The organism is Kineococcus aurantiacus, assembly GCF_013409345.1.
GTDB classification, from domain to species: domain Bacteria; phylum Actinomycetota; class Actinomycetes; order Actinomycetales; family Kineococcaceae; genus Kineococcus; species Kineococcus aurantiacus.
In genome coordinates this window covers 1-25,386 of record NZ_JACCBB010000001.1, presented here as the reverse complement: position 1 = coordinate 25,386, position 25,386 = coordinate 1, and the positions used below count along the sequence as shown (strand labels likewise).

The window sequence follows — 25,386 nt, the reverse complement described above, 5'->3', positions numbered from 1 at the left end:
CGTCTGCTCCCTCAGCGCTCGCAGGGGGTGGACGGGGCCCGGTGGCTGGGGGGATCCTTGGCGCATCCCCTCGACGAGGAGGTGCGTCGTGAAGTCGTTGAGGTGCCTGCTGGGCCGTCACCGCTGGGTGGCGGAGCGCACCGATGACCACCAGCCCTACCGGATGTGCTCGCGCTGCCGGCGCGAGGACTGGCCCTGGTCCGACGACAGCCCCGCGAAGAACGTGGACGAGTGGACCCGGATGGGGAGCGGTCTGGGGCCGGGGTGAATCGTCGCTGGTCCAGCGCCGCGCGCCCCCGGCGCGGTCGGGGGCGTCAGCGCGTCGGCCACCGGACGCTTCGCGCTGCGGTGCAGGTGTTCCCGCGCCGCAGGTCGCGCAGTGTCAGGCACCGGGACCGGGATCACCACGGGGCGAGGACCTGGGTCCTCGTCGCCGAGCGGTCCCTCCGCGAGGCCGCGTCAGGAGATCCAGCCGCCGCCGGTGTGGCGTCCCTCGTCGATCTGCTGCTGCAGTCGCCGAGCGGTTTCCGCGCGTTCACCGTGGTCACGGTCGCCGGCGCGGCGCAGGCGGCTGCGAGCACCGCCGAAACATGCAGCGACGACGACCGCTGCGAGGACGACTGCCACCACCACCCAGGTCATGGGACCACGGTAGGCCGCTGCGGGGGTGGTGTGAAGGCCTGCAAAGAGGACCGTGAGCACGTTCCTCGAGGCCGCTGCCGGCCTGCTGCCGGGCCCGAACCGACTCCTGCTGACGCCGCGCCGGGATCGTGTCGATCTCGTGCGAGCGGTGATCGTGGGCAGGGTGGAACCGGCACCGGAACACCGCGTCGGCGGCCACGACGCTCACCCCTGAGCGGCGTGGACGCCCCTCGGGCGCTGCACCGACGGCGCGAACACGGTGCCCGACGAGGGCTGGACCGGCTCGACCGGTCCCGTCATGCTGGATCCTGCTCTCGAGGCGGACAGCGGGGTCGGTGAGGGGGGCGTGAGGTGTCCGAGACGGCACGGTGCACGAAGGCCAACGAGCAGTTGCTGCAGCAGTACTTCGAGGTGATGAACGACGGCGGGGACTTCGCGCGCTTCTTCAGCGGTGACGTCGCCTGGGTCAACACCGACAGCGGGCAGCGCTTCACCGGGCCGGCGCAGGTGCGCGAGTACGTCGTGGCCCTGCACACCACGACGTACGAGGCCCGACCGGAGGGCAGGTCCCTGTCCGTCACCGATGCCCACGCCTACCTCGAGGGTGAGTTCGTGGCGACGGCGGAGGCCAGCACACCGGGCCTGCGGGTGCCGTTCTGCCTGGTGTACGACCTCGACGGCGAGGCGATCCGCGAGATGCGCCTGTACACCTCGTTCGCCGCGCTGGCGCCCCTGGCGCGGTCGGTGGTGCCCGCGACGGGACCCGCGTCGGGGCCGTGACGGCCACGGGGTCCCGGCGAGCGCCTCCGGGGGGCGTGACCGTGCCGGTGCCCACCGTTGGGCCGGGCGCAGCCGTCGTCCGGCGGTGCCCGGGGGAGTGGTCAGGTCACTGGTTCCCCCGCCCTCGCCCCCGGACCGCTCCAGGTTCCTCCGGGACGTCCGGCGCCGCAGTTCACGGCCGGGCTGTCCTGCCTCGCTCCGGCGGGTCCCCTCCCTCCCGCCCACGCACCTCCTGACCTGGCGCCGGAACCGCGTGCAGGGCCCGCCACTCCCGGGGGGTGAGGCCGTACGCGGCCCGGAAGCGGCGGCTGAAGTGGCTGGCGTCGGCGAAACCGCAGCGGCGGCCCACCGCGGCGATCCCCTCCGGTGCGTCGCCCTGCGCGACGAGCTGCTCACGGGCCCGTTCCAGCCGCCGGTCGAGGATCCACCGGCCGAGGGTGCGCTCGTGACCGCCGCGCGCCCACACGTCGTAGAGGTGGCGCAGCGAGACGTGGTGGGCGGTGGCGATCCCCTCCACCGACAGGTCCGGGTCCCCCAGGTGCGCCTCGACGTGGGCGCGGACGCGGTGCTCGAGGGAGTCGGCCAGCGCGCCCCGGGCCTCGCCGTGCCCGGCCGCGGTCAGCAGCAGAACCCGCAGCAGCGCCACCGTCGCCTGACCGGCCAGGAGGCGGGGGCCGGCGGGCAGCGGCGCTGTCGCGTCGAACAAGGCGGTCAGGTGGTCGCGGACCAGGGCGTGCACGGGGCTGCGGGACAGCGCCGGGACGGCGGCGCGCACGACGTCGACGGGCACGCCCAGCTGCTCGTCGGCGAGGATGAGGTCGTCGCGCTCGTTGGTGCCGCGCTGACGCAGCTCGTAGGGGCTGCTGGTGTCCACGCAGTGCAGGACACCGGCGCACGTCGGGCCGGTGCGGCCGCCGGCCGACAGCAGCGAGGTGCCGGCCCGCTGCAGGCCGAAGCTGACGTGCTCGGAGGGTTCCCGCCGCACGTGGCCTTCGTCGCGCACGACGTGCAGCGGACTGCCCACGGTGCGGCGCAGGCGCACCTGCGGCCCGAGCTCGACCAGGTCGATCCGGTGGTGGACCGGGCCGGTGCCCACGAAGGTGACCCGCTGGGCGCTCTCCTCGCGGAAGGAGGCCTGCAGCGCCTCGGCCCGCTGGGCGGCCGGCAGGGTCGCGGTGTCGAACAGCACCGTCACCGCGCCACCCCCTCGTGCCCGGCCGCCACCCGCCACTCGGTCGGGCAGACCCCGAAGGCCTGCCGGAAGCGGCGGCTGAAGTGGCTGGGGTCGGCGAAACCGCACCGGCGGGCGACGGCGGCGACGCTGCCGGTGGGTTCGGCCGCGAGCAGCCGACGGGCCCGCTGCAACCGCCGCTCGGTGATCCACCGCGCCGGCGTCAGCGTGTGCCCGGCCCGGGCCCAGACGTCGTAGAGGTGCCGCACCGAGACGGCGTGCGCGGCGGCGACGCGTTCGACGCTGAGGTCGCGCTCGCCGAGGTGGGCGTCCAGGTAGGCGGTGATGCGCGCTTCGAGCGCGGCGTCCATCGCCTCCCCGGCGGTCCCGGACTCGGCGGCGGTGGTCAGCAGGGCGCGCACCAGGGCGGCGGTGGCCTGCCCGGTCAGCGGCCGGTGCTCGGGCGGCAGCCCGCGGACCGCGCGGTGCAGCCCGGCCAGGTGCCGGCGCACCAGGTCGTAGACGGGACTGCGGGACAGGACGGGCGCGGCGGCCCGCACCACGTCCACCGAGACCCCGGCCTGGCGGTTGCTGAGGATGAGCACGTCGTGGTCGTGGGTGGTGCGGTGGCTCAGCCGGTAGGGGGCGGTCATGTCGACGCAGTTCAGCTCACCCACGGGGACGTCGCTGTCGCCGCGGGCCGTCGAGACCAGCGCCTGCCCGCGGCGGTGCCAGCCGATGGCCACGTGCTCCGGCGCGTCGGCCCGCACCTGGCGCGGCGTCCGCACGACGTCGAGGGCGTTGCCCCCGGTGCGCAGCAGCTGGACCTCCGACCCCAGGGCGAGGCGTTCCACGCGGTGGCGCACCGGCTGCGGGCCGAGCACGACGGTGCGTCGCGGGTGCTGGCCGTCGTAGGCGGCGTGGACGGCGTCGACGCGGTCGGCCGCGGGCAGCAGGTCGGTGTCGAGCAGCACGGTCACGGAGTCCCCCTGGTTGAGACTGCGGTCAGCGTAGGTGAGCGGCGGCGGACCGCGGTAGGCCCCGGTCCGGCGTCAGGTCCGGCGTCAGGGCGCGGCGGGGCCGGGGCGGCAGCTGAGCAGCAGGGCCACCAGCAGGCGCACGGTCGCGGCGCCGAGGTCCTCCAGCGCGGGGCTGTCTAGCGCCGGGCCGGTGCGTTGCGGGTCGTCGGCGGACGTGGCGACGACCGAGGCGAGGTCCTGGACGTGGTCGCGCACGAGGTGGTGCAGCGAGCTGGTGCGCAGCAGGGGCGCCGCCACCCGCACCTGCCCGGCGGTCAGGCCCAGCGCACCGGCTTCGACCTGCACCGCGCTCAGCACGCCCGGCCGGCTCCGGTACTCGAAGGGGGAACCCAGGTCCACCAGGGCCAGGTCACCGGCCGCCAGCAGGGACGAGCGCCGGGCCTGGCGCAGCGTCGCCCCGTCGGTCCCGGGGACGAGGAAACCCACCCACCCGGACCGGCACCGGGTGGCGCGGGCCCCCCGCGTCGCCCGCAGCGGGGCCTCGTCGTGGCACCAGGCGCCGACGCTGGGCGACAGCCGCGCACCGCGCCAGTGCGGCCCCGCCGGACCGGCCCCGGCGCACCCGCTCACCGCCGGCTCACGGGCGGGGGATGTTGCGGACGTTGAGCCGGGCCATCTGCAGGAGTTCCCCGACCCCACCGCCGAGCACCACCTTGCCCAGGGAGAGCGCGAACCCGCGGGCCTCCTCGGCGGTCACGTGCGTCGGCACCTCCAGGGCGTCGGGAGTGGTCACGACGTCCAGCAGCGCGGGCCCGTCGTGCGCGAAGACCTCCTCGGCCGCGGCGCGGAGGTCCCCCGGTTCGGTGACCCGCCGGGTGAGGAACCCGGCGGCGGCGGCGAGGGCGGCGAAGTCGACCGGGTCGTGGTCGGTCTCGAACGGCGGATCGCCGGCGACCAGCATCTCCAGCCGCACCATGCCCAGGCTGGAGTTGTTGAACACCACGACCTTGACCGGCAGGGCGTGCGTCTTCACGGTGAGCAGCTCGCCCAGCAGCATGCCGAGGCCACCGTCGCCCGACAGCGAGACCACCTGCCGTCCGGGCGCGGCCGTCTGGGCGCCGACGGCCATCGGCAGGGCGTTGGCCATCGAGCCGTGCACCCACGACCCCAGGAGCCGGCGGCGCCCGTTGGGCGTGACGTAGCGGGCCGCCCAGGTGCAGCACATGCCGGTGTCGACGGTGAACACCGCGTCCTCGGCGGCCACCTCGTCGACCACCGCGGCGAGGTGCTCGGGGTGGATCGGCGCGGTCCGCGCGACGTGGGTGCTGTACGTGTCGACGCTGTGCCGCAGCACCCGCTCGTGCCGGTGCAGGGTGTCGTCGAGGAAGGACCGGTCCCTGCGGGCCGGCAGCAGGGGCAGGAGGGCGCGCAGGGTGAGACCGACGTCGGCGGCGATCCCCTGGGCCAGCGGCGCGCGCCGGCCCAGCCGGGCGGGGTCGATGTCGACCTGCACGTTGTTGCGGGTCGGCAGGAAGTCGTCGTAGGGGAAGTCCGTTCCCAGCAGCAGCACGAGGTCGGCCTCGTGCAGGGCCGAGTAGCAGGCCCCGTAGCCGAGCAGCCCGGTCATGCCCACGTCGTAGGGGTTGTCGTAGCCGACGACGTCCTTGCCGCGCAGGGTGTGACCGACGGGGGCCTGCAACCGGCCGGCGAGTTCCAGCAGTTCGGCGCGGGCGCCGGTGCAGCCGATCCCGGCGAAGACGGCGACCTTGTCGGCTGCGGCGAGGCGACCGGCGAGTTCCTGCACCTCCGCCGCGGTCGGGGCGTTCAGCGGTCGGCCGGTGACGACGGCGCTGGCGGGCACCGGCCCGTCGTGCCGGTCGGCCAGCACGTCCCCGGGCAGCACCAGCACCGCCGCGCCCTGCTTGCCGACCGCGGCCTGCACCGCACCGCGGGCCACCCGGGCCAGCTGGTCGGGGTGGGAGACGGTTTCGCAGAAGTGGCTGGCCTGGGCGAACAGCGCCTCGGGTTTGGTCTCCTGGAAGTACCCGGTGCCGATCTGCCGGCTGGGGATGTGGGAGGCCAGCGCCAGGACCGGCGCGCCGGAGCGGTGGGCGTCCATGACCCCCTGCACCAGGTGGGTGTTCCCCGGGCCGCAACTGCCCGCGCAGACCGCGAGCCGGCCGGTGAGCTGCGCCTCGGCCGAAGCCGCGAACGCCGCGGCCTCCTCGTTGTGGACGTGCACCCAGTCGATGCCGCCGCGCGCCGACCCGCCGCTGCGGCGGACGGCGTCGCTGAAGGCGTTGAGGCTGTCTCCCACCAGCCCGTACACGCGCTGGACCCCGGCGGAGACCAGCACCTCGAGCAGGCTGTCGGCGACGGTTCGGTTCACGGTCGTCCTCCGGTCGAGGTCGGGGTGGGGTTCGGTTCTCCGGGAAGCCGTCCGCTCACGGCGTCCCGACCATGCGGCGGGGGTCGACGACCCGGTCGAACTCGGCGGCGCCGACGTGACCGCTGGCCAGGGCCGCCTCCCGCAGGGTGGTGCCCTCGTCGGCGGCCCGGTGAGCGATCGCGGACGCCTTGTCGTAGCCGATGACCGGGGACAGGGCGGTGACCAGCATGAGCGACCTCCCCACGTGCTCCTCGATCCGGGCCCGGTCCAGTTCGACGCCCTCCAGGCAGAACTCGCGCAGGGTGGTGCAGGCGTCGCCCAGGATGCGCGCGGAGTGCAGGACGTTGCTGACGATGACGGGACGCATCGCGTTGAGCTCGAAGTTCCCCTGGGTGCCGGCGAAGGCGACGCAGGCGTCGGCCCCGAGCACCTGCAGGCACACCATGACCATCGCCTCGCACTGGGTCGGGTTCACCTTCCCGGGCATGATGGAGGACCCGGGCTCGTTGGCCGGCAGCACCAGTTCGCCGATGCCGCAGCGCGGGCCGGAGGCCAGCCAGCGGACGTCGTTGGCGATCTTCATCAGCGGCACGGCGAGCGCCCGCAACCCTGCGCTGGCCGCGACCACGGCGTCCAGACCGCCCTGCGCGGCGAACTTGTTCGGCGCGGTGACGAACGGGTGCCCGGTCTGCTCGGCGATGGCCGCGGCGACCTCCTCGCCGAAACCGGGCGGCGCGTTGAGGCCGGTGCCCACGGCGGTGCCGCCCACGGCCAGTTCGTGCAGTCCGGGCAGGGTGGCCTCCAGCCGCCCCAGCGCCTGGTCCAGCTGCGCCGTCCAGCCCGACCACTCCTGCCCGACGGTCAGCGGGACGGCGTCCTCCAGGTGCGTCCGGCCGATCTTGACCACGTCGCGCCAGGCGCGCGCCTTGGCGTCGAGGGTGTCGCGCAGGGCGCGGACCGCCGGGGCCAGCTGCTCGGTGAAGGCGGCGACGACGGCGATGTGCATGGCGGTCGGGAAGGTGTCGTTGCTCGACTGGCCCATGTTCACGTCGTCGTTCGGGTGCACGGGGTCCTTGCTGCCCAGCTGCCCGCCGAGGAGCTGGATGGCGCGGTTGCTGATGACCTCGTTGGTGTTCATGTTCGACTGCGTGCCCGACCCGGTCTGCCAGACGTGCAGCGGGAAGCTCCCGTCGAGTTCCCCGGCGATCACCTCGTCGGCCACCCGCTGGATGAGCTCGGACTTCCAGGCCGGCAACCGCCCGGCGCGGCCGTTGACGACCGCCGCGGCCTTCTTGACGTGACCGTAGGCGTGGTAGACCGCCTTGGGCATGAGGTCCTCCCCGATGGAGAAGTGCACCAGCGAGCGCTGGGTCTGCGCACCCCAGTACCGGTCGGCCGGTACGTCGATGCCACCCATCGAGTCGGTCTCGGTGCGGGTGCCGGCGGCGTCGAGGCCGATCGGGACGTCCCGGACGGCGGGGACGGTGGCGTCGGCGCTCACCGCGCCTCACCCGCGCTCGCCGGGCCGCGGTAGGCGGGTTCCCACATGGCGTCGTGCACCGCCTGGACCAGGTCCTCGTGCTCGATCGTGGCCACCCCGTCGGCGGCCGCCGCGCGAGCGACGGCGACGGCGACGGTGGCCGAGGAAGCCCGCAGGTCGGCGACGGGCGGCAGCAGCGCGGCGCCGGGGGCGCTGACGTCGACCTGACCGGCGACCGCCGTGGCCGCCGCCAGCAGCATCCCGTCGGTGACGTGACCGGCTCCGGAGACGATCGTGCCCAGGCCCAGGCCCGGGTAGAGCAGCGCGTTGTTGGCCTGCCCGATCGTGTAGGTGGTGCCACCGTGCTCGACGGGTTCGGCCGGGATGCCGACCGCGACCAGCGCCCGGCCGTCGGACCAGGCGATCGCGTCCGCCGGCATGACCTCGATGCGTCCGGTCGGGTTCGACAGCGGCAGCAGGATCGGCCGTTCGACGCCGGCGGCCAGCGCCCGGACGACGTCCTCGGTGAAGGCGCCGTGCACGGTGGAGGTGCCGATGAGGATGGTCGGCCGCACCTGCCGGACGACGGTGAGCAGGTCGATCGCCCCGGTCGCGTCGCGGGTCCAGCCGGCGACCTCGGAGGCGGGGCGGGCGTACGCCTGCTGGTAGTCGGGCAGACCGGTCTGGTCGTCGGTCACCAGACCGTGCTTGTCGATCAGCCACACGCGTCCGCGGGCGGCGTCGTCGTCGAGCCCGGCGCGGCGCATCGCCGCGGAGATCTGGTCGGCCATGCCGGTGCCGGCGGTGCCGGCGCCGAACACGACCAGTCGCTGGTCGTCGAAACCCTCCCCGGTGACCTGCAGGGCGGCCACGACCGCGGCCACGACGATGGCCCCCGTGCCCTGCATGTCGTCGTTGAAGATCCGGTGCTTGGCGGCGTTGTCCACGAGGATCCGCCGCGCGTTGGACGGGCCGAAGTCCTCGAAGTGCAGCAGCGCGGCCGGGAACAGCTCGGCCGCGGTGGTCAGGAAGGCATCCACGAGGCGGTCGTACGCTTCCCCGGTCACCCGGGCGTGCCGGTTGCCGAGGTACTGCGGATCGGCCAGCAGGGTCTCGTTGTCGGTGCCGACGTCGAGGTTCACGGCGACGACCCGGCCGGGGTGGATGCCGGCTGCGGCCGTGTAGACGGCGAGCTTGCCGATGGAGATGTCGGTGCCGTTGACGCCCCAGTCGCCGATGCCCAGGATCTCCTGCGCGTCGGAGACCACGACGAGGTCGACGTCGTCGGGGCCCAGTTCCAGGCTCTCGAACGCCGCACGCACGTCCTCGGGGTGGTCCACCGACAGGTACACCGCCCGCGAGCGGCGGTAGTCGTGGCTCCACTGCTCGATGGCCTCCCCGATGGTGGGGTCGTAGACGACCGGCAGCAGTTCGGTCAGGTGGTCGGTGAGCAGCCGGTAGTACAGCGTCTCGTTCCGGTCGTGCAGGGCGTCGAGGTAGACGTACCGGGCCAGGTCGTCGGGCTGGCGGCGCAGCTGGGCGTAGGCCCGCGCGGCCTGCTGCTCCAGGGTCTCCACCGCCGCCGGCAGCCGGCCCACCAGGCCGAGCTGCCGGCGCTCGTCGGTGGTGTAGGCGGTGCCCCGGGTGTGCAGCGCGTCGCTGAGGGTTCTCTGGGCTCGGTCCACGTCGTCCTCCTGGTCGGTGCTCGTACGGGGGTCTCCTCGTGCACCGGGACGCCCCGCCCCCTCCTGCGCGGTGCGTCCTGGTGCGGTCAGGCGCTGGTGGCCCGGACCGCCTCGCGGATCAGCGAGGTGACGGCCCCGGGGTGGGCGAGCATCACCAGGTGCGGGGAGTCGACCTCGGTGACGGTCGCGCCGGCGCGGCGGTAGCCGAAGCGCTCGACGTCGGGGTTGATGGTGTGGTCGGCGGCGGCGACCAGGCCCCAGGAGGGTTTCGTCTTCCAGGCCGCGGCCGGCGCTCCCTCGGCGAAGGCGGCGGCGGCCAGCGGTCGCTGGGAGACCGCGAGCACCCGGACCACGGCCGGGTCGACGCCGTCGGCGAAGACGGCGGGGAACTTCCCGGCGTCGACGTAGACGTCGGTGCCGTCCGGGCCGCCCTCGACGGGGTAGGGCCGGTACACCAGCGCGGTCGCCAGGTCGGAGTCGGGGAAACCGCCCTGCAGCTCGCCGAGGCTCTCGCCTTCCTCCAGCGCGTACCCGGCCAGGTAGACCAGGCCGACGACGTTCTCCTCGGTGCCGGCGACGGTGATGACCGCACCGCCGTAGGAGTGGCCGACCAGCAGCACCGGCCCCTCGACCTGGCGGACCACGGAGGCGATGTACGCGGCGTCGCCGACCAGGCTGCGGTTGGGCACGGCGGGGACGAGCACGGACAGGCCGTCGTCGAGCAGTTCGGGGACGACGGCGGCGAAACTGGCGGCGTCGGCGAAGGCGCCGTGGACGAGGACGACGGTGGGGGTGCTCACGGTTTCTCCTGGGGTTCCTCGGGCGGTCGGTGGGGTCGGCCGGCTCAGTCGGTGGGGTGCAGGGCGGTGCGGAGGAACTCCCCGCCCTGGGCGGTGGCGGCCCGGGCCGCGTGCGTGTCGCGCAGGCTGTTCACCATCACGAAGTCGTGGATGGCCCCGGAGTAACGCACCGCGGTGACCGGCACGCCGGCGGTGCGCAGCTTCGCCGCGTACGCCTCGCCCTCGTCGCGCAGCACGTCGGCCTCGCCGGTGACCACCAGCGCCGGGGGCAGTCCGGTCAGCTGCTCGGTGGTCGCCCGCAGCGGGGAGGCGGTGATCTCGGCCCGCTGCGCGGGGTCGGTCGTGTACTGGTCCCAGAACCACTGCATGGCGTCGCGGCGCAGCCAGTGGTGCTCGGCGAACCGGTGGTAGGAACCGGTGTCGAACGCGGCGTCGGTGACCGGGTAGTACAGCAGCTGCGCGGCCAGCGCCGGACCGCCGCGCTCCTTGACCAGCAGGGTGATCGCGGCGCTCATGTTCCCGCCGACCGAGTCGCCGGCGACGGCGATGCGACCGGGGTCCAGGTCGTGCTCGGCGCCGTGGGCGGCGATCCACTCCAGCGCGGCGTAGACCTCCTCGATCTGCGAGGGGTACCGGGCCTCGGGGGCGCGCAGGTACTCGGTGAACACCGTGGCGGCGTCGGCGCGGACGGTCAGCTCGCGCACCAGCCGGTCGTGGGTGTGGGCGTCGCCGAACACCCAGCCGGCGCCGTGGGTGTACAGCACGACGGGCAGCACGCCGGTGCGGCCGGCGGGGCGGTAGATCTTGACCGCCACCTGACCCGAGGGGCCGCCGGGGACGGTCAGGTCGGTGACGTCGACGGCGGGGGCCGGGACGTCGCCGTCCTGGACGGAGTCGACGGTCTTGCGGCCCTCCTCCACGCTCAGGTCGAACAGGTACGGCGGGTCGTCGGTCGCGGCGGCGAAGGCCTGGGCGGCCGGCTCGAGCACGGGATCGGGGTCGCTCATCGCAGGTCTCCTCCGAGGGGGCGCGGACCGGGCGACCGTTCGCCGCCCCGGCACGCCGAGCCTCGAGCCGGACCGGCCCCGGGAGAACCCCGGGACCCTTCTCGTGCAGGTTCAGCACAGGGCCGTGCAGGCAGGGACCAGAGCGGCCCGGGGCCTGAGCGGGCCGGTGCGGGACGGAGGACTGGCGGAGCGCGTGGCACCGGCCCCCCACGCTGACGGCGTGGCCGCTCCCGTGCCCGCTGCGGTCCACCACGGGCCGTGCCGGCGGGCCCCACCGACCCGCAGCGCGATCACCGTCAGCGCCGCAACGGGGGTGCGTCCACGGCGCAGTGGCGCTGCGGCGCGAAGGCGGGCTGGTGGTCGCCCGGGGTGCGGCCGATGGTGAGCGCGGCGAGCAGTCCGCCGCCCGCGCAGGCCACCGCGGCGATCGTGACCGCGAGGTGGAACCCGGCCAGCAGGGCGGGAGGGTGCAGGTAGGCGGTGGCGGTGATGCCGGCCGCGGCCGGCAGGACCGCCACGGCGATCAGACCGGCGGTGCGGGCCACGACGCTGTTGGTCGCCGAGGCGATCCCGGCCTGCTCGTCGGGCGCCGCGTCCAGGGCGGTGGACGTCAACGGCGCGACCGTCACCGCCAGTCCCAGCCCGAACACGACCATCGCGGGCAGGACCTGGGTCAGGTAGTGCCCACCCTCGTCGAGGCGGGTCAGCAGCAGCAGGCCGGCCGCGGCCAGCAGCGGGCCCAGGCTCAACTGGACCCGGGGACCGTGGTGCGCCGCGTAGGCGCCCGCCCGGGAGGACAGGAGCAGCATGAGGGCGGTGACCGGCAGCAGCGACGTGCCGGCGGCCAGCGGGCTGTACCCGGCGGCGGACTGCAGCACGATCGGCAGCAGGAAGAAGGCGCCCCCGAGGGCTGCGTAGACGACGAACGTCACCGCGTTCACGGCGCTGAACCGTCGCCGGCGGAACAGCTCCAGCGGCAGCAGCGGGTCGCGGACCCGCCCTTCCCGCAGGACGAACACCACCAGCAGCAGCACCCCGGCCGCCAGCGACCCCAGGACCGGGACCGAACCCCACCCCTGGGCGCTGCCGGCGATGAGCCCGTACGTCCCCGCGGCCAGGGCCCCGGTGATCGCCACGGCTCCTGCGACGTCGAGGTGACCCGCGGTCGGCGGGGCCTTCGACTCGGGGACGTGGCGGGCGCTGACCAGCACGATGAGCACGGCCAGGGGCAGGTTGATGAGGAACAGCCACCGCCAGGAGGCCACCTGCAGCAGCCAGCCGCCGAGGAAGGGCCCGATCGCCACGGCCACCCCGCCCAGTCCCGACCACGCCCCCACCGCCTTGGCCCGGTCCTCGCTGCGGAAGGTGGCGTGCAGGATCGCCAGGCTGCCCGGGGTGAGCAGCGCCGCTCCCACCCCCTGCAGGGCCCGGGCGCCGATGAGCGTGGCTCCGTTCGGGGCCAGCGCGCACAGCAGCGAGGCGAGGGCGAACCAGACGACGCCGACCTGGAAGACGCGCCTGCGCCCGAAGCGGTCGCCGAGGCCACCGCCGAGCAGGAGCAAACCGGCCAGGGTGAGGGTGTACGCGTTGACCACTCCCTGCAGGGCCGGCAGGTCCTCGTCGAGGTCACGGCCGATGGCGGGCAGGGCGATGCCCACGACGCTGGCGTCCAGGGAAGCGAGCCCGGAGCCGAGGACCGTGGTCAGCAGGATCCAGCGTCCGGCGCCGCTGGCGTAGGCGACGCCGGGCGCTGCGGTGGAGAGGTTCGGCATCCGGTCACAACCTCCTGCTCGACCCCGCCGCGCGCGCCGTGGGGTGGTGGCCTCCGCGGGCTCGGGGGACCGCCCGGGGACGGCCAGCATGGCACCGGGGGAGAGGTCTCCCCCAGAGGTCGGCGACTCACCGCGCCGGACCGCGGTCGGCGTCCACGCCGACCAGTGGTGGCCGCGGCGACGGCCCGCCCGGTACGCACCCACCTCGTGACGCGGGTGGGCGCGAGCCCGGCGGACGAGGGGCAGCGGGTGCTGCGGCACCGGCGGCACCGGTGGCAGCGCGCCGGGCACGGACGCGGTGACGCCGCTCGCGGGGGTTTCGTCGGCGGCTGCCCGCTGGTGTGGAGCCGGGGGTGGCCGAGGTCCCGCCGCTGGTCACCCGCCAGGGCCCGGCTGACGCGGTGCCCGGGTGGGTCGGTGCCGGGGTGGGTGAGCAGGTGCTGCAGCCCCTGCCGGTGCCCGGGGTGGGCCCAGGTCAGGTCGTCCAGGTCGGTGGCGTCGAACCACGCGGTGCGCTCGTGCTCCTCGGGCTGCCGGTTGCCGGGCCGGCCCGTCCAGGTCCTGACCCGCCAGATGCTCAGGTGCAGGTGGGTGCCGGGTGGGCCGTCGAGGAGCTGCAGGCGGCCGGTGGGTTCCTCGTCGCAGTCGAGGGCGTCGATGCCGAGCTCCTCGCGCAGTTCCCGGCGCAGCGCGTCGGTCTCCTGCTCGCCGGGCTCGACCTGGCCTCCGGGCAGCGCCCACGTGCCGGGGTGCGCCTCACGCCGCGGGCTGCGCAGGGTGAGCAGGACCCGGCTCCTCTCGACGAGGATCCCGGTGACCACGGTGTACACGGGTGGAGCCGGGCAGACGGTCCCGACACGGGCCGTCGGCGGTGGGCACGACCGCGCACGGCGACCGGCCGGGCTGCGTGGGCGCTCCGCCGGCCGCAGCACGTCCGGGGATCGTCAGACCAGCAGCCTGGCCCGCAGCCGGTCGGCCAGGTCCGGCGCAGCGCCGTGGGACAGGGCCCAGCCCGACGTCCCGCCCTCGTGCGCGTCCCACACGTCGAGGATCGCCTCCAGCGCCTCCACCGGGGCCGTGAAGTACTCCTTCGGAAGCGTCGAGAGGTCGGCGCCCTCGGGCAGCGGGGAACTGGCCAACAGCCGCCGCACGACCTCGGGCATGGCGTCGGTGGTCAAGGCGAAGTCGGCCAGCACGGCCTCGCGGGGGACGTCGAGCAGCCGCAGCACCAGCGCGACCACCAGCCCGGTGCGGTCCTTGCCCGCGGCGCAGTGCACCAGGACCGGCCCCGGTTCGGAGGCGACGAGGCCCACGGCACGCACCAGGCCGGTGCCGGGTTCGAGCATCGACAGGTACACCTCGACGAGGGGGCGGCGGCGCTGGGCGTTCGCGTTGGGGTCCCCGGCGTGGTCGAGCAGGACGACGTTGTGGACGTTGGCCCCCGGCAGCGGGTGCGGGCCGGCCGGGATCTCGGCCGCCGAGCGCAGGTCGACCACCGTGGCCGGCGGCCAGGTCGTCACCTCGCGGGGGGCGCCGTCCCCCGCGAGCGGCTGGGCGCTGCGCCACAGCACGTCCGGGCGCAGACGCTCGTCGGCGTGGGCGACGTCGCGCAGGTTGGCGATCTGCTCGGTCACCGGGCCGTCCCGGCGGCGAGACCGCCGACGAACTCGGCGAGGAACGCCTCGCGATCGACGTCGGTGACCGCCGTGGCCGGGGCGAGGGCGATCTCCCGGGGCAGGGCGGGTGGTGTCCCGTCGGGGAGTTCGAGGAGGCGGGCCCGGGTGGCGAAGCCGTTGCTGGTGACGGCGGCCGGAGCGCTCACGCGCCGGGTGACGAGCTCGGGGTGGACGAGGACCGCGGCGGCCAGCGGGTCGTGGACCGGTGCGACCCGACGGCCCCACTCGTGGACGTAGAAGCGGTAGTAGGCGTCGAGCACGTCCGCAGCGAAGGTCCCCCACGCCGTCCCGGAGTGGCGCAGCGAGGAGGTCATCGCCTCGTCGAGGACGACCGTCCCGGTGACGTCCACCCCGACCATCGTGACGGTGTCGTCGGCGGGACGGGCGGCGCTGAAGAGGGCGTGCGCGGCGTCGCCGTCGTTCTGGATGTTCGCGTCGATCATCAGCGAGCGGCCGAGCGGCTGGTACGGCCCGGACCCACCCATGATGGTGACGCTGCGCACCTTGAAGAGGAGTTCGGGGTCCTCGCGCAGGGCGAGGGCGAGGTTGGTCAGCGGCCCCAGCGCGAGGACGTCGTAGCGACCGGGCGCCTCGTCGGCCAGGGCCACGATCTGCTGCGCCGCCGTGCGCTGCGTGGTCGCGGGGTCGGGCCGGTCGAAGCCGAGGTCGCCGAGCCCGTCGTGGCCGTGGACGTAGCCGGCGATGTGCGCCTCACCCTGCAGCGGCCCCGCGGCGCCCTTGGACAGCGGGACGTCCCCGAGCCCGGCCAGCCGCAGGACGTGGGCGGCGTTGCGCAGCGAGTCCTCGACGTGGCAGTTGCCGTAGACGGTCGTGACGGCGGCGATGTCGGCGCGCGGCGACCCGGCCAGGTGCAGCAGGGCCAGGGCGTCGTCGAGGCCGGTGTCGGTGTCGACGATGACCTGGCGGCGTTCGGGGGTCTCACTCACCCCGAGATCGTAGGCAACGCGGCAGGGTCGACGCCTCCGTGGTGTCACGGGACGACGTCGCGGCGGCGGACGCCCCGCAGGTCGTCCTGGCGCGCGGGGCGCGTCACCGGTCCGAGGGTGTTCCGGTGGACGAGGCGCAGGCGGGGGGACGTCGACGCGGTGGCCACCGGCGGACCAGCGGCAACTGCCGGCTTCCCCGGTCCACGAGACCGGCCCCGGGGTGGGTGCGTACCGCAGTGGCCGTGGTTGAGTCGGATCCCTGCACGTGACCGGCGAAGACCGCCTCGGCCGCCTGCCGCAGCGCCGAGCAGGGCGACCAGGTCGATCCGCCCGCAGCCGCTGTCGGCTCCTCGTGACACTCTGCGCGTCCCACCACCCATGGCGAGCGAGGGAGGCTCCTGATGGCGGCTGCAGGCCCGTACTTCGTAGCGTTCGGCAGGGAAGACGACACCGACCTCCTCTCCGTGGAGCTCATGCACTCCGAGGGTCCCGGGCGCCACCGCATCGCGTGGAAGGTGCTCGACGGCACGAAGTTCGAGGATCGGGTCGACGGCGCCCTGCGGAGCGGGGGGAATGCGGTCCTCACGGCGGACGACTACGTCCCGCTCGTGGCCGCTGAGTACGCCTGCCGCGTGATGCTGCTGATCGACTCCGCCCAGCTCCGGGAGCTTCCGGCGGCCCTTGACGGTGACCGACGGCGCGCGCGCGAGCGGATGCACCGAGCGAAGATGACGAGGACTCGCCTACGCGCTCGGCTCGCTGCTGAAGGACGGGAGCCGGTGTCGCCGGACACCCTGGATCTCGACTGAGGCCGACAGCGCAGGCATCGGTGAGACTGCGAGATCGCGGAGCACGCGGCCCGCGCCATGACTGCGACGTCGCCCGCAGGGGCCTCGACCGCGAGTGGCGGCGTACGTCAGCGTCTTCGGCTGGCGGATTCGGCGAGCTTCTTGACGTGCGCTGCGCGTCGTCGCAGCAAGCGCCAGAGGTGAGGTGCCAGCACCAGACGTGCGACGACAGCGCCCAACGGGTCGGCGGGGGCGGTGATGCTCAGGCGATCGGTCATCCGGGTGCCCGTGGTGCCGCTGCGGCTCGCCTCGTCGGGGAGGGCGTCGAAGAAGTGCTCGTGGTGCAAGCTGCGAAAGGGCCGCGGGTCTGCTCGTCGACGAAGCGGTGGGGGGTCGTGGGGGGTGATGCGGCTGGTCATGCGCCACGGCAGGCCGAAGTGCCGGGCGTGAGAGGTGACCTCGTCACCGGGTTGCAGGTAGCGCCGGCCTTTACCGGTGGTGGCGCGTTCGTCGCTGCTGCTCAAGGAGGCGGCGTGGACTTCGACGTCGAGTTCGAGGTCGAAGACCACCGCGGGGGCAGTGGCGGTGTCGGTCACCACCTCGATCACCACAGCCACGTCGGCAGCCTAGGGTCTGCCCCCTCGCTTTGGTTGAGTCCTGACCTGGGAGGATCATGGTCCTCGCTGGGAGGATGACCATCGTGAAGAAGCCTTACCCAGGTGGATGTGGTCGCGACGTCGTCGCCGTGGCTCGCCAAGGCGGGCAATCACGCCGAAGATCGCCCGCAGCTTCGGGATCTCTGAGTTCCGCTTGAACCGCTGGCCGTGAGTCGCCAAGCAGCTCGACGGCCAGCCAGCCGCCAGGAGCGCTCCGGCCGCCGGCGCCGACCTTGAGGCGGAGAACCGGGAACTGCGGTGCCGAGCTCAGCAGCTGGAGCAGAGAACGAAGTCCTGCGCCGAGCAACGGCGTACTTCGCCCACGACGTCCTCCCGAAGTGATCTCCCCCCGCAGGCGGCAGGTGCCGCCACCGCTGGTCCGTGACCTCGCCGCCGATGGGATACCCATCGCGGTGATCTGTCGGGTGCTGAACTTTTCCAAGCAGGCCTACTAGAAGTAGCGCGCCGATGGTCAGCCGATGCTTTCAACGTCGGAGACGATCGGGCCGTATCCGTAGTCCTCGATGCCCAGCACGATGGCGTACCCGTGGATCCATGCGGGGTCGTCGAAGTAGTACGTGCATTCGATGCCGGTGCTGGTCTGGGTGATGGGGTACGGCACGTTGTGTTCACACCCTTCGAAGGTGCGTCGTCCCTCGAAGGGACCGCCCCACTGGCTGGCTTCGATGGTGGCGGCGTTGGTGGCGTATTCGCGCATGATGTCGAAGCGTTCAGCGTCCCAGGCTCGGATGACGCAGTCGGCGGCGTGCTCGATGGTGACCGGGCCACGGGGGAAGTCGCAGCCGCTGATGCTGGGGTCGGCCAGGGTGCGGTTGATGCGGGCACCGGTGGCCGGTGACCACTCGATGAAGCCGCGCTCGAAGTTGGCGCGTTTGCCGCCGCGGATGTTGAACTCGCTGGAGGTGGGGTAGCCCAAGGGGCTGTTCTCCCACCCGATGCTGGCCCAGGCGTCGCGGATGGCACCGCGTAGGACGTGCGCGCCACCGACCCAGGGACTCCAGTAGATGGAGCCGCCCTCGAAGACGGTGTAGGCCCCATCACCTGCCGGGGTGGGGACTTCGCCAGTGCGGGGGAAGCCCAGGTAGCCGTTCTCCCACCCGGCCCAGGCGTAGGCGGCGCGGATGTCGCCGTGCACTTCGTGGGCGCCGGTGGTTGGCGACCAGTAGATCGAGCCGCGCTCGAAGACGGTGTAGGCGCCGCGGCCGTTGGGTGTGCGAACCTCCCCCGAGGTGGGGAAGCCCAGCGGGCCGGCTTCCCAGCCGGTGCGCTGCCACTCATCGCGGATGGCGCCGTGCACGTCCCACGCCCCGGTGGCCGGGGACCAGTAGATGGAACCGGCGTCGAAGACGACGTAAGCGCCGGGGCGAGTGGGGGTGGGCACCTCCGGGGTCCGCGGCTGACCCAGGAAGCTCCCCGGGCCGCCGAGACTGCTGTAGCGGGCACCGATGGCCCCTTCGACGACCGCGCTTGAGGCGGCGCTGGCCGTGGGGGCGGGGCAGGCGGCCATGAGACCAAGGGTCGTCAGCACGCTGAGGCCGGCCGCCGCGAGCGCCTGGCGCCAGCTGGCCTGGCGGTGCGAGGGCTGGTCGTCCTGCTGGGGGGCGTGCTGAAAGTCGCGCTGAGGGGCGTAGCGGTCGGGGCGCCGGGGGCGTCGGTGACCGGGGGTGTGGCTCACGGCTCCTCCATGATCGATGGTCGATCACAGCCTAGACACAGGTAAAGATTTCAGGGTGGGAACTCGCCAGATGCTCCACTGGAGGGCTTGACTGCTCGTCGTGCACCGCTGCCTCTTCACCCGGCGCTGAGCGTTGCGCTTGGCGTCGATGCTTCGCCCGCGCACGTCTGCCTCAAGCTGTAGGGGTCATCGCAAGTCGTGAGAAACGATCAGTGTACGCAGGCGCGGCTGCGCCGAGGGAGAGATCACTGGGCTAGCGCTGGGATGGTGGGAGGGGGATCCGGACGAGGGCTTCCAGCCTTGGCTTGTTGTGTCGCAGATTGGACGGGTAGGCAGCGACGGGCGATCGAGTCTTCGACCGCGGGAGCGATGTCGATGATGCCGGGCGCAATGTGCAGTGGCTGCGCCGGCTCTCAGAAGACCACCGCTGCGTCTGTGTCGCCACCGTCGACGTCACCGACGCGTTGTTGATCGGTACGGAGACACCTGATGAGGCTGGTTCGGTCAACAGCGGCGTTGATCGCGGATTCGGTGGCCCTGCTGATGCACTGCAGGCGCGGTGGCGTCTGACGCTGGTCGGGGTTTTCCTCCGCTGATGCAGGTGGGTTGTCCGCTACCGCACGTCGTTCACGACGATGACCCCTTCGATCCGCGACACCGCCGGTGTCCTGTCGTGCGGAGCGGTCGGACGGTCGGGGACCGTCGCCTGCAGGGCATCCGCGTACACCGGCCGGCGCCGTGGGCCAGCGCGTGCAGTGGCGGCAGTCGGTCACCCAGCCGATGCGGCTGAAACTCGAGTTCGACGTCGTCGCGACCGGCGACGTGCTCGGAGGTACGTCCCGAGCCGGACGTCTGCCCACCTCGAGCGTCGCCGGACAGCGCGTGGTATCAGCTGGACACCGGACCGGCCGCACGGAGGAGTGCGGCGCGTGACCTCCCCGGGCCACCGCGCGGTACCGACGCAGGTGACGTGGTGAGGCGCCCTGCCGGAGCAGGCGGCGCGCAGACCACCTGTCGACGGGCTCCCGGCGTGGAGGGGCGGCGGTCTGGAGTCGGGGGTCTTCGCGCCCATCGCGAGCAACCCGCAGTGCCTCCCGGCTGCGCCCACCGCCTGCGGCTCTCGAACGCACGGTGTCGCACTCCCCGAACCAGTGCGTTAGTCGGGTCGCACGCCCCCCTGTTGAAGAGGACGGCGACCGCGGGGTCACGGTTCCTCTCCCTGACGAGTCGGTGCCCTCCACCACTGCCTCCTCGTCACCGCGTCGGGGGAGAACCACGCCGGTTCCCGACGCTCACCGGCAGGCGCTGATCGCTGCGGCGCCTGCACCGCGGTCTCCTCAGGGAGCAGTGGTCCGCGTCAGTTCCAGCACGGGGATGGTGCGGATACCTCGCGTCTGCTGTTCGTAGGTCGCGAAGCCGGGGAAGCGGTGAACCTGCTCGGCGTACACCGCATCGCGTTCGCCCCCGGTCAGCTCACGCACGGACACCGGGAAGGTTTCCGTGCCCTTCTCGATGCGGGCGCTACCTGAGGCCATGAGGTTGTGGTACCAGTTCGGGTTGGCCGCTGCGCCCCCGTTGGAGGCGAAGACGTAGACGGCGCCGCCCTCGTCCCCCTCGGTTCCCTCGTCGTCCGCGGGCAGGTACATCATCGGGGTCACGAACTCCTGGCCGCTCTTGCGGCCGGTGTGGTGGACCAGGACCATCGGCGCCCCGGTGAAGGGTCCGCCGACTCGGCCGCCGTTGGCGCGGAACTCGGCGATGGTCCGCTGGTCGATGTCGCTGGGAACGGTCATGGCCGTCTCTGCTCCTAAGGTGTCGTCGTCGCTGTGTTCGTCGTTGTTGTGTTCGTCGTGACCGCGTCCGTCGCAACCCGAGCTCAGTCGCGGACCGGCGAAACGTCCCGGGCGAAGAGGCCGTCGCGGTCGACCTCGAGCCGGATCCGCTCGACGCGGGCGCGGGTGGCCGCGTCGTAGCTGCGTTGCGGCTGCTGGGAGGAGTCGACGAAGTTCGGCGCCGTCAACCCGGTCAGGTACGGCCGCAGGGCCGACCGGGCAGCCCGCAGGTCCGTGGCGGTGGCGGCTGCGGTGTCGGGGTCGGCCAGGCCGACGGCGTAGTACTGCAAGGGGGCGCTGAAGTGGTCCAGCGCTCCGCCCCCTGGCACCGGGGTTCCCAGGGCGCCGCCGAGCTGACGCAGTTCGAGGGCGAGCAGGCTCGGTGCGGCACCGAGCAGCGCGGCCCAGCCCGCCTCGTCCAGTTCGCCGACCAGGGCGGTGTCGGAGGAGAAGGCCACCGGCCCCGGAGGGTCCATGTGCACCGCGGGCAGCGCCTGCGGCGGGGCCGGGGCCCAGGTGTTCAGCCGTGGCTGCGCCACGGCGCTCAGCGGGGCGAGCATGTCCTCGACGATCCGCCGGGCAGCGGGTAGGTCGGCTGCGGTCGTGGCGGTGGCCGCCCCGTCCAGGGCCAGCACGCGCCGGCCGGCCAGCGCCGGGGGCAGGCTCGGCAGCGGGGGCAGGGAGAGCATGCGCAGGCTGGTGGTGATCTGCGGTGGGGCGGTGCGCGCCCACTCCTGCCACAACGGGGCCAGACGGGCGGCGTCGGCAGCGTCCCAGACGGCCGTGCCGGTGACGACGGCGTGCACGGGCACGAGGTCGATCTCGGCTTCCACGACGACGCCGAACCCGCCGCCGCCACCGCGCAGGGCCCAGAACAGTTCCGGGCGCTGGGTGGCGCTGGCCGTGACGACCTGTCCGTCGGCCAGGACGAGGGTCAGCGAGCGCACGGAGTTGGCGGCCAGGCCGAAGCGGCGGCCGTAGAAGCTGATCCCGCCGCCCAGCAGGTAGCCGATGACCCCGACGGTGGGGGAGGAACCGTGCAGGACGGTCAGCCCGTGGGGCACCACCTGCGGCAGGACCTCCCCCCACGTCTTGCCGGCCGGGACGCGGGCGGTGCGCTGGTGCGGGTCGACGCGCACGGGCGCGTCGATGAGCGGGCGCAGCAGCAGTGCGCCGTCCAGCGGTCCGGTGGGCGATCCGGTGCGGCCGATGGCGTGGCCGGTGGTGCTGACCTGCAGCGGCAGCCCGGCGCGGCGGGCGGTCGTGACGGCGTGGACGACGTCCTGGACCGTGCGGGCGGTGAAGGCTGCGACCGGTTCGACCGCGGCGGCGAGCTGGTAGGCCGCGGTGGCCTCGGCGTACTCGGCGCTGCCCGGTGGGGCGAAGGGAGCGAGGCCGGCGGCAGGGCCCGTGGTGAGGGTGGCTGAAGCGGTGGTGCTCATGGCGACTCCTGCGGGAGCGGGTGGGGCGCGCACGGCGGGGGCGCGGCGGGTGTGCGGTGCCTGAGGTGCGGGCTGGGTTCAGAGCGCGAGCTGGTCGCGGTGGGCGGTGAGGAAGCCGGTCAGGTTCGACCAGTGGGGGTTGACGGTGTGCGCGAGCTCCAGGTCACGGCGCCCGTTGTAGGCGTCGGGGAAGTCGGCGTAGTACTGGAACATGTTGCCCAGTTCCTCCGCCCCCGGGAACCCGAAGCCGCGGAACTGCGCGGGGGTCAGCGGCCGGTAGGCCACCGGTTCACCCAGCACGGCGGTGAACGCCGCGGCCATCTGCTCACCGGTGAGGATGTCGCTGACGGCGGGGACGGTGACGCCGGTGCTCGCCCCGGGCCGCTGCAGCACGTGCAGCACCACCTGGCCGATGTCGTCGGAGGCGATGCCGGCGACCGGCGCGTCCCCGACGGGCAGGTGCAGGGCCAGGGTCCCGTCGTCGTCGCGCTGGGGTTTCAGGTCCCCGAGCAGCTGGTCCCAGTAGAACGACATCAGCAGGTAGGTCACCGGCAGGCCGGAGGCGGCGAAGAGGGCGTCGGCGGCTCCGCCCTTGACGTCGAAGTGCGGCACCCGGTACTCCTCGACCCGCCCACCCGCGTGGTCCTGGTCCTGGGTCTGGCCCTGCTCCTCGCGGATGAAGGGCATCCGCTCGTCGTCGGCGGGGATGGCCTGGCGGGTGTCCTCCAGCGTGGACCACACCACGTGCTGCAGCTGCGCGGCCTGGGCCGCGCCGATGAGGTTGCGCACCTCGGCCAGCTCCCGGGCGGGGGATCGGTGCTCCCAGAAGGGGGTGACCAGGAACGCGCCGTGGGCGCCGTCGAAGGCCTTGTACAGGCTGTCCTGGTCGTTCAGGCTCGCCTCCACCACCTCGGCGCCGAGCTCGGTCAGTGCCTGCGCCTTCGCGGAGGTGGCGTCGCGGGTCACCGCGCGGACGGCGAAGGTGCCGTCGGCCAGCAGGGCGCGCGCGACCGCGCCGCCCTGGGTTCCGGTGGCGCCGATCACGGTGATGAGTCGCTGGTCGGGCATGAGTGCTCTCCAAGTGAGGGGTTCGGTGTGAGGGGTTCGGTGCGGGGGTTGCGCTGGTCCTGCGGTGCGCGGGGGACCGGCGGGCAGGAGCCGGTGTGCTCGACCCGCAGGGGGCCGGGGTCGCCGACCCGGTGCGACTGCAGCTCGCTCGCCCGACGCGGCCGGCTGCCCGGCTCGGTGCCGGGCACCTCGCCGGGGCAGGCGCGGGCTTCACTCGGGCAGGACGACGACCTTGCCGGGGATGCGCCCGGCGGTGGCTTCGGCGTGCAGGGCGGGCAGGTCGGTCAGCGGGATGCGGCGGGTCACCTCGACGTGCAGGGCACCGCTGTCGACCAGGGAGACCAGTTCGGCCAGGCGCTCGCGGTGGGGCAGGACGAAGACGGTGGCGGCGGTGACGCCGCGGGCCTCGTCGCTGGGGGTGGCCATGAAGGCGGTGGTGCTGACGACCTTGCCGCCGTCGCGGACCAGGGCCACGAGCGCGGCGAACCGCTCGGGGTCTACGGGGGCGAGGTTGAGCAGCACGTCCACCTGCTCGGTGACGGCGTCGAGCAGGTCGGTGGTGGTGTGGTCGACGACCTCGTCGGCGCCGGCGGCGCGGACGGCTTCGGCGCTGCGGGGGCTGGCGGTGGCCACGACGTGGACGCCGGCTCGCTTGGCCAGGGCGGTGGCGTACTTGCCGACGACACCCCCGGCGCCGTTGACGAGCACCCGCTGACCAGCGGTCAGCTTGCCGTCGTCGAAGAGGGCCTGCCAGGCGGTCAGCGCCACCGAGGGCAGGGCCGCGGCGTCGGGCAGGGGGATGGTGGTGGGGGCGGGGACCAGCGCGTCGGCGGGCGCGAGGACGTACTGTGCCGCGCCACCGTCGCGTTCCATGGGCAGGAACCCGATGACCGGGTCGCCGACGGCGAGGTCCTCGACGTTGTCGCCCAGGGCGTCGACGGTGCCGGAGACGTCGTAGCCGGGGACGTGGGGCAGCACGACGGGGATGGGCAGGAAACCCGCGCGCATGCCGTTGTCGGCGGCGTTGAACGCCGAGGCTGCCACCCGGACCCGGACCTGACCGGGGCCGGGGGTGGGGACGTCGACGTCCTCGTAGTGGAGGACTTCGGGGCCGCCGACTTCGTGGAAGCGCATTGCCTTCATCGCTGAGCCTGCTTTCGTGAGGGGCGAGTGGGGACGACGCTGACCCGAGGGGTGACCGTGGATCGAGCGCCGTCAACGACAGTGGCAGCTCCCGCAGCGCTGAACCTGGGCCGGATTGGCCCACCTTGACGACCGCAGGACGACCGCCTCGGGCTGAGCGGGTCGTCACGGGACGACGCGGGGTCGAGGTGCGATGTGCGGGGCACCGGCCACGCCTGCGGCAGCGACCGCACCACGGGACCTCGGACGCCGTCGAGAATTCTGCCGATGGCCCTGGTGCGCCTGCGGAAGACAGGCATACTTGCGCCGTGGAACAGCACGCGTTCGGCGCGGCGGTGCGTCAGTTGCGAGAGAGCGCAGATCCCGCAGCGGCCGGGCTCCCACCGGGTGGACGACGCGTGCGCGGGCTGCGGCGCGAAGAGCTCGGCGACCTCGCGGGGATGTCCGCGGACTACGTCCGCCGCCTGGAACAGGGTCGCGCCCACCCCTCGGCCGGTGTGGTCAACGCCATCGCCCGGGCGCTGCGGGTGGGGAGGGCCGACTACGAGCGGCTCAGCGCGCTGGCCGGCTACGCCGCCGCCGACGGGCAGGTCCCCACCGAGCTCGGCCCGGGGGCCACCCGGCTGCTGGAGCGCTTCGCCGACACCCCGATGATCGTCTCCGACGCCGCCATGAACGTCGTGGCCCTCAACAGCGCGTTCCTGGCGCTGGAGCACTGGAACCTCACCGGGGACCGCTGGCAGTGGAACGTGGCCTGGCGCGCTTTCTGCGACCCGTTCGAAGCCTTCCAGCAGTCCGAGAGCGACGCCGACGACCACGAGGCGGTCCTCGTGACCCAGCTGAGGAGTTCACTGCTGCGCTACCCCGCCGACACCTCCCTGGCCGCGATGGTGGACGACCTGCGCAGCCGCAGCCGCCGGTTCGACACGCTGTGGCGGGCGCCTCGGCCGGTGCAGGCCTACGAGAGCAGCGCGACGATCACCCAGTCCGACGGGGACTCGGTCACCCTCGTCGGCAACCTCATCGCGATCCCCGGTGACGACCTGGCGGCGGTCATGCTGACCGCGGCGCCGCGCTCGCGCGATGAGACCCGGCTGGCGGAGGTGGTCGGGGCGGCCCAGGGGCCGGCGGTCATCAGGGTGGGCCAACCCGGCCCAGGCTGAGCGCCGCAGGACCTGCGACGTTGGTGACGCTTCCCAGACTGCCGAGCACGTCCGCGCAGCACGTCACCCACGAGGGCAGGTCCAGCGATGAAGGCAGTGCGCTACCACGACTTCGGCGGACCCGAGGTGCTGCGCTGCGAAGACGTGGAACGACCCACGCCCGGCGCCGGCCAGGTGCGGATCCAGGTGACCGCCACGTCCTTCAACGGCATCGACGCCGCTCTGCGCGCCGGCCGCCTGCAGGGTTCGCTCCCTCTGCGGTTGCCGCA

26 protein-coding genes and 1 pseudogene are annotated in these 25,386 nt (G+C 73.7%); 7 read left to right on the top strand and 20 right to left on the bottom strand.

Annotated elements, in window-relative coordinates:
* Positions 1–88: 88 nt before the first annotated feature.
* Positions 89–268, top strand: a complete 180-nt coding sequence (locus BJ968_RS00130) for a hypothetical protein (protein WP_179748154.1) — start codon at positions 89–91, stop codon at positions 266–268.
* Positions 269–459: 191 nt separating this feature from the next.
* Here the strand turns inward: BJ968_RS00130 and BJ968_RS00125 are convergent, their stop codons facing one another.
* The gene (locus BJ968_RS00125) at positions 460–642 is read right to left on the bottom strand and encodes a hypothetical protein (RefSeq protein WP_179748152.1); all 183 of its coding nucleotides are present in this window, start codon (positions 640–642) and stop codon (positions 460–462) included.
* Positions 643–694: 52 nt separating this feature from the next.
* On the opposite strand from BJ968_RS00125, the gene BJ968_RS00120 reads away from it, so the two are divergent.
* Together BJ968_RS00120 and BJ968_RS00115 are read left to right on the top strand one after the other, a co-directional pair.
* Complete coding sequence (locus BJ968_RS00120) at positions 695–856, top strand: hypothetical protein (RefSeq protein ID WP_179748150.1); 162 nt, start codon at positions 695–697, stop codon at positions 854–856.
* 137 nt (positions 857–993) lie between these two features.
* Positions 994–1,422 (top strand): nuclear transport factor 2 family protein, encoded by a 429-nt coding sequence (locus BJ968_RS00115; RefSeq protein WP_179748148.1) that lies wholly within the window; start codon positions 994–996, stop codon positions 1,420–1,422.
* A gap of 172 nt (positions 1,423–1,594) precedes the next feature.
* Here the strand turns inward: BJ968_RS00115 and BJ968_RS00110 are convergent, their stop codons facing one another.
* The 13 genes from BJ968_RS00110 to BJ968_RS26140 form a co-directional block, all read right to left on the bottom strand.
* A complete protein-coding gene (locus BJ968_RS00110; protein WP_179748146.1) occupies positions 1,595–2,617 on the bottom strand; it encodes a helix-turn-helix domain-containing protein in 1,023 nt (340 codons plus the stop codon).
* Complete coding sequence (locus BJ968_RS00105) at positions 2,614–3,573, bottom strand: helix-turn-helix domain-containing protein (protein WP_179748144.1); 960 nt, start codon at positions 3,571–3,573, stop codon at positions 2,614–2,616. The genes BJ968_RS00110 and BJ968_RS00105 overlap by 4 nt, the downstream gene beginning before the upstream one ends.
* An 84-nt stretch (positions 3,574–3,657) precedes the next feature.
* On the bottom strand, positions 3,658–4,203 hold the full coding sequence (locus tag BJ968_RS00100) for a hypothetical protein (protein ID WP_179748142.1): 546 nt from the start codon (positions 4,201–4,203) through the stop codon (positions 3,658–3,660).
* 7 nt (positions 4,204–4,210) lie between these two features.
* Positions 4,211–5,962, bottom strand: coding sequence for a thiamine pyrophosphate-dependent enzyme (locus BJ968_RS26150; protein WP_179748140.1), 1,752 nt, complete (start codon positions 5,960–5,962; stop codon positions 4,211–4,213).
* A 55-nt stretch (positions 5,963–6,017) separates the two neighbouring features.
* Complete coding sequence (gene fumC / locus BJ968_RS00090) at positions 6,018–7,463, bottom strand: class II fumarate hydratase (RefSeq protein ID WP_179748138.1); 1,446 nt, start codon at positions 7,461–7,463, stop codon at positions 6,018–6,020.
* Entirely contained in the window at positions 7,460–9,127 is a 1,668-nt protein-coding gene (locus BJ968_RS00085) for an oxaloacetate-decarboxylating malate dehydrogenase (RefSeq protein ID WP_179748136.1), read from the bottom strand. Before BJ968_RS00085 ends, fumC begins: the two co-directional genes overlap by 4 nt.
* 86 nt (positions 9,128–9,213) lie before the next feature.
* Complete coding sequence (locus BJ968_RS00080; protein WP_179748134.1) at positions 9,214–9,927, bottom strand: alpha/beta fold hydrolase; 714 nt, start codon at positions 9,925–9,927, stop codon at positions 9,214–9,216.
* Between the two features lie 44 nt (positions 9,928–9,971).
* Positions 9,972–10,934 carry an alpha/beta hydrolase gene (locus BJ968_RS00075; protein WP_179748132.1) on the bottom strand — a complete coding sequence of 321 codons (963 nt, stop codon included), beginning with the start codon at positions 10,932–10,934 and terminating at the stop codon, positions 9,972–9,974.
* A 296-nt stretch (positions 10,935–11,230) separates the two neighbouring features.
* Positions 11,231–12,706, bottom strand: coding sequence for an MFS transporter (locus BJ968_RS00070; RefSeq protein ID WP_179748130.1), 1,476 nt, complete (start codon positions 12,704–12,706; stop codon positions 11,231–11,233).
* Positions 12,637–13,527, bottom strand: coding sequence for an NUDIX domain-containing protein (locus tag BJ968_RS26145; RefSeq protein ID WP_343078212.1), 891 nt, complete (start codon positions 13,525–13,527; stop codon positions 12,637–12,639). The genes BJ968_RS00070 and BJ968_RS26145 overlap by 70 nt, the downstream gene beginning before the upstream one ends.
* Positions 13,528–13,650: 123 nt before the next feature.
* Entirely contained in the window at positions 13,651–14,340 is a 690-nt protein-coding gene (locus BJ968_RS00060; RefSeq protein WP_179748128.1) for a tyrosine-protein phosphatase, read from the bottom strand.
* The gene (locus BJ968_RS00055) at positions 14,337–15,329 is read right to left on the bottom strand and encodes a nucleoside hydrolase (protein WP_179748126.1); all 993 of its coding nucleotides are present in this window, start codon (positions 15,327–15,329) and stop codon (positions 14,337–14,339) included. The genes BJ968_RS00060 and BJ968_RS00055 overlap by 4 nt, the downstream gene beginning before the upstream one ends.
* A 44-nt stretch (positions 15,330–15,373) precedes the next feature.
* Complete coding sequence (locus BJ968_RS26140) at positions 15,374–15,496, bottom strand: hypothetical protein (protein WP_343077719.1); 123 nt, start codon at positions 15,494–15,496, stop codon at positions 15,374–15,376.
* Between the two features lie 234 nt (positions 15,497–15,730).
* Here BJ968_RS26140 and BJ968_RS00050 point away from each other — a divergent pair, with 234 nt between their 5' ends.
* A complete protein-coding gene (locus BJ968_RS00050) occupies positions 15,731–16,138 on the top strand; it encodes a hypothetical protein (protein ID WP_179748124.1) in 408 nt (135 codons plus the stop codon).
* Between the two features lie 107 nt (positions 16,139–16,245).
* On the opposite strand, the gene BJ968_RS00045 is transcribed toward BJ968_RS00050, so the two are convergent.
* Complete coding sequence (locus BJ968_RS00045) at positions 16,246–16,734, bottom strand: SRPBCC family protein (RefSeq protein ID WP_218884638.1); 489 nt, start codon at positions 16,732–16,734, stop codon at positions 16,246–16,248.
* Positions 16,735–17,245: 511 nt separating this feature from the next.
* On the bottom strand, positions 17,246–18,469 hold the full coding sequence (locus BJ968_RS00040) for an LGFP repeat-containing protein (RefSeq protein WP_179748122.1): 1,224 nt from the start codon (positions 18,467–18,469) through the stop codon (positions 17,246–17,248).
* A gap of 392 nt (positions 18,470–18,861) precedes the next feature.
* On the opposite strand from BJ968_RS00040, the gene BJ968_RS00035 reads away from it, so the two are divergent.
* Positions 18,862–19,065 (top strand): hypothetical protein, encoded by a 204-nt coding sequence (locus BJ968_RS00035; protein WP_179748120.1) that lies wholly within the window; start codon positions 18,862–18,864, stop codon positions 19,063–19,065.
* Between the two features lie 741 nt (positions 19,066–19,806).
* Here BJ968_RS00035 and BJ968_RS00030 read toward each other — a convergent pair.
* From BJ968_RS00030 to BJ968_RS00015, 4 genes are all read right to left on the bottom strand, one after another.
* Entirely contained in the window at positions 19,807–20,262 is a 456-nt protein-coding gene (locus BJ968_RS00030; protein WP_179748118.1) for a nitroreductase family deazaflavin-dependent oxidoreductase, read from the bottom strand.
* Between the two features lie 83 nt (positions 20,263–20,345).
* Positions 20,346–21,743 carry an FAD-binding oxidoreductase gene (locus BJ968_RS00025; protein WP_179748117.1) on the bottom strand — a complete coding sequence of 466 codons (1,398 nt, stop codon included), beginning with the start codon at positions 21,741–21,743 and terminating at the stop codon, positions 20,346–20,348.
* A gap of 78 nt (positions 21,744–21,821) precedes the next feature.
* A complete protein-coding gene (locus tag BJ968_RS00020; RefSeq protein WP_179748115.1) occupies positions 21,822–22,811 on the bottom strand; it encodes an NmrA/HSCARG family protein in 990 nt (329 codons plus the stop codon).
* A gap of 210 nt (positions 22,812–23,021) precedes the next feature.
* Positions 23,022–23,954 carry an NADP-dependent oxidoreductase gene (locus BJ968_RS00015; protein WP_179748113.1) on the bottom strand — a complete coding sequence of 311 codons (933 nt, stop codon included), beginning with the start codon at positions 23,952–23,954 and terminating at the stop codon, positions 23,022–23,024.
* Positions 23,955–24,262: 308 nt separating this feature from the next.
* On the opposite strand from BJ968_RS00015, the gene BJ968_RS00010 reads away from it, so the two are divergent.
* Both BJ968_RS00010 and BJ968_RS00005 read left to right on the top strand, forming a co-directional pair.
* Complete coding sequence (locus BJ968_RS00010; protein ID WP_179748111.1) at positions 24,263–25,117, top strand: MmyB family transcriptional regulator; 855 nt, start codon at positions 24,263–24,265, stop codon at positions 25,115–25,117.
* Between the two features lie 87 nt (positions 25,118–25,204).
* Positions 25,205–25,386 (top strand): annotated as a pseudogene (locus tag BJ968_RS00005) (NADP-dependent oxidoreductase); the annotation flags it as partial.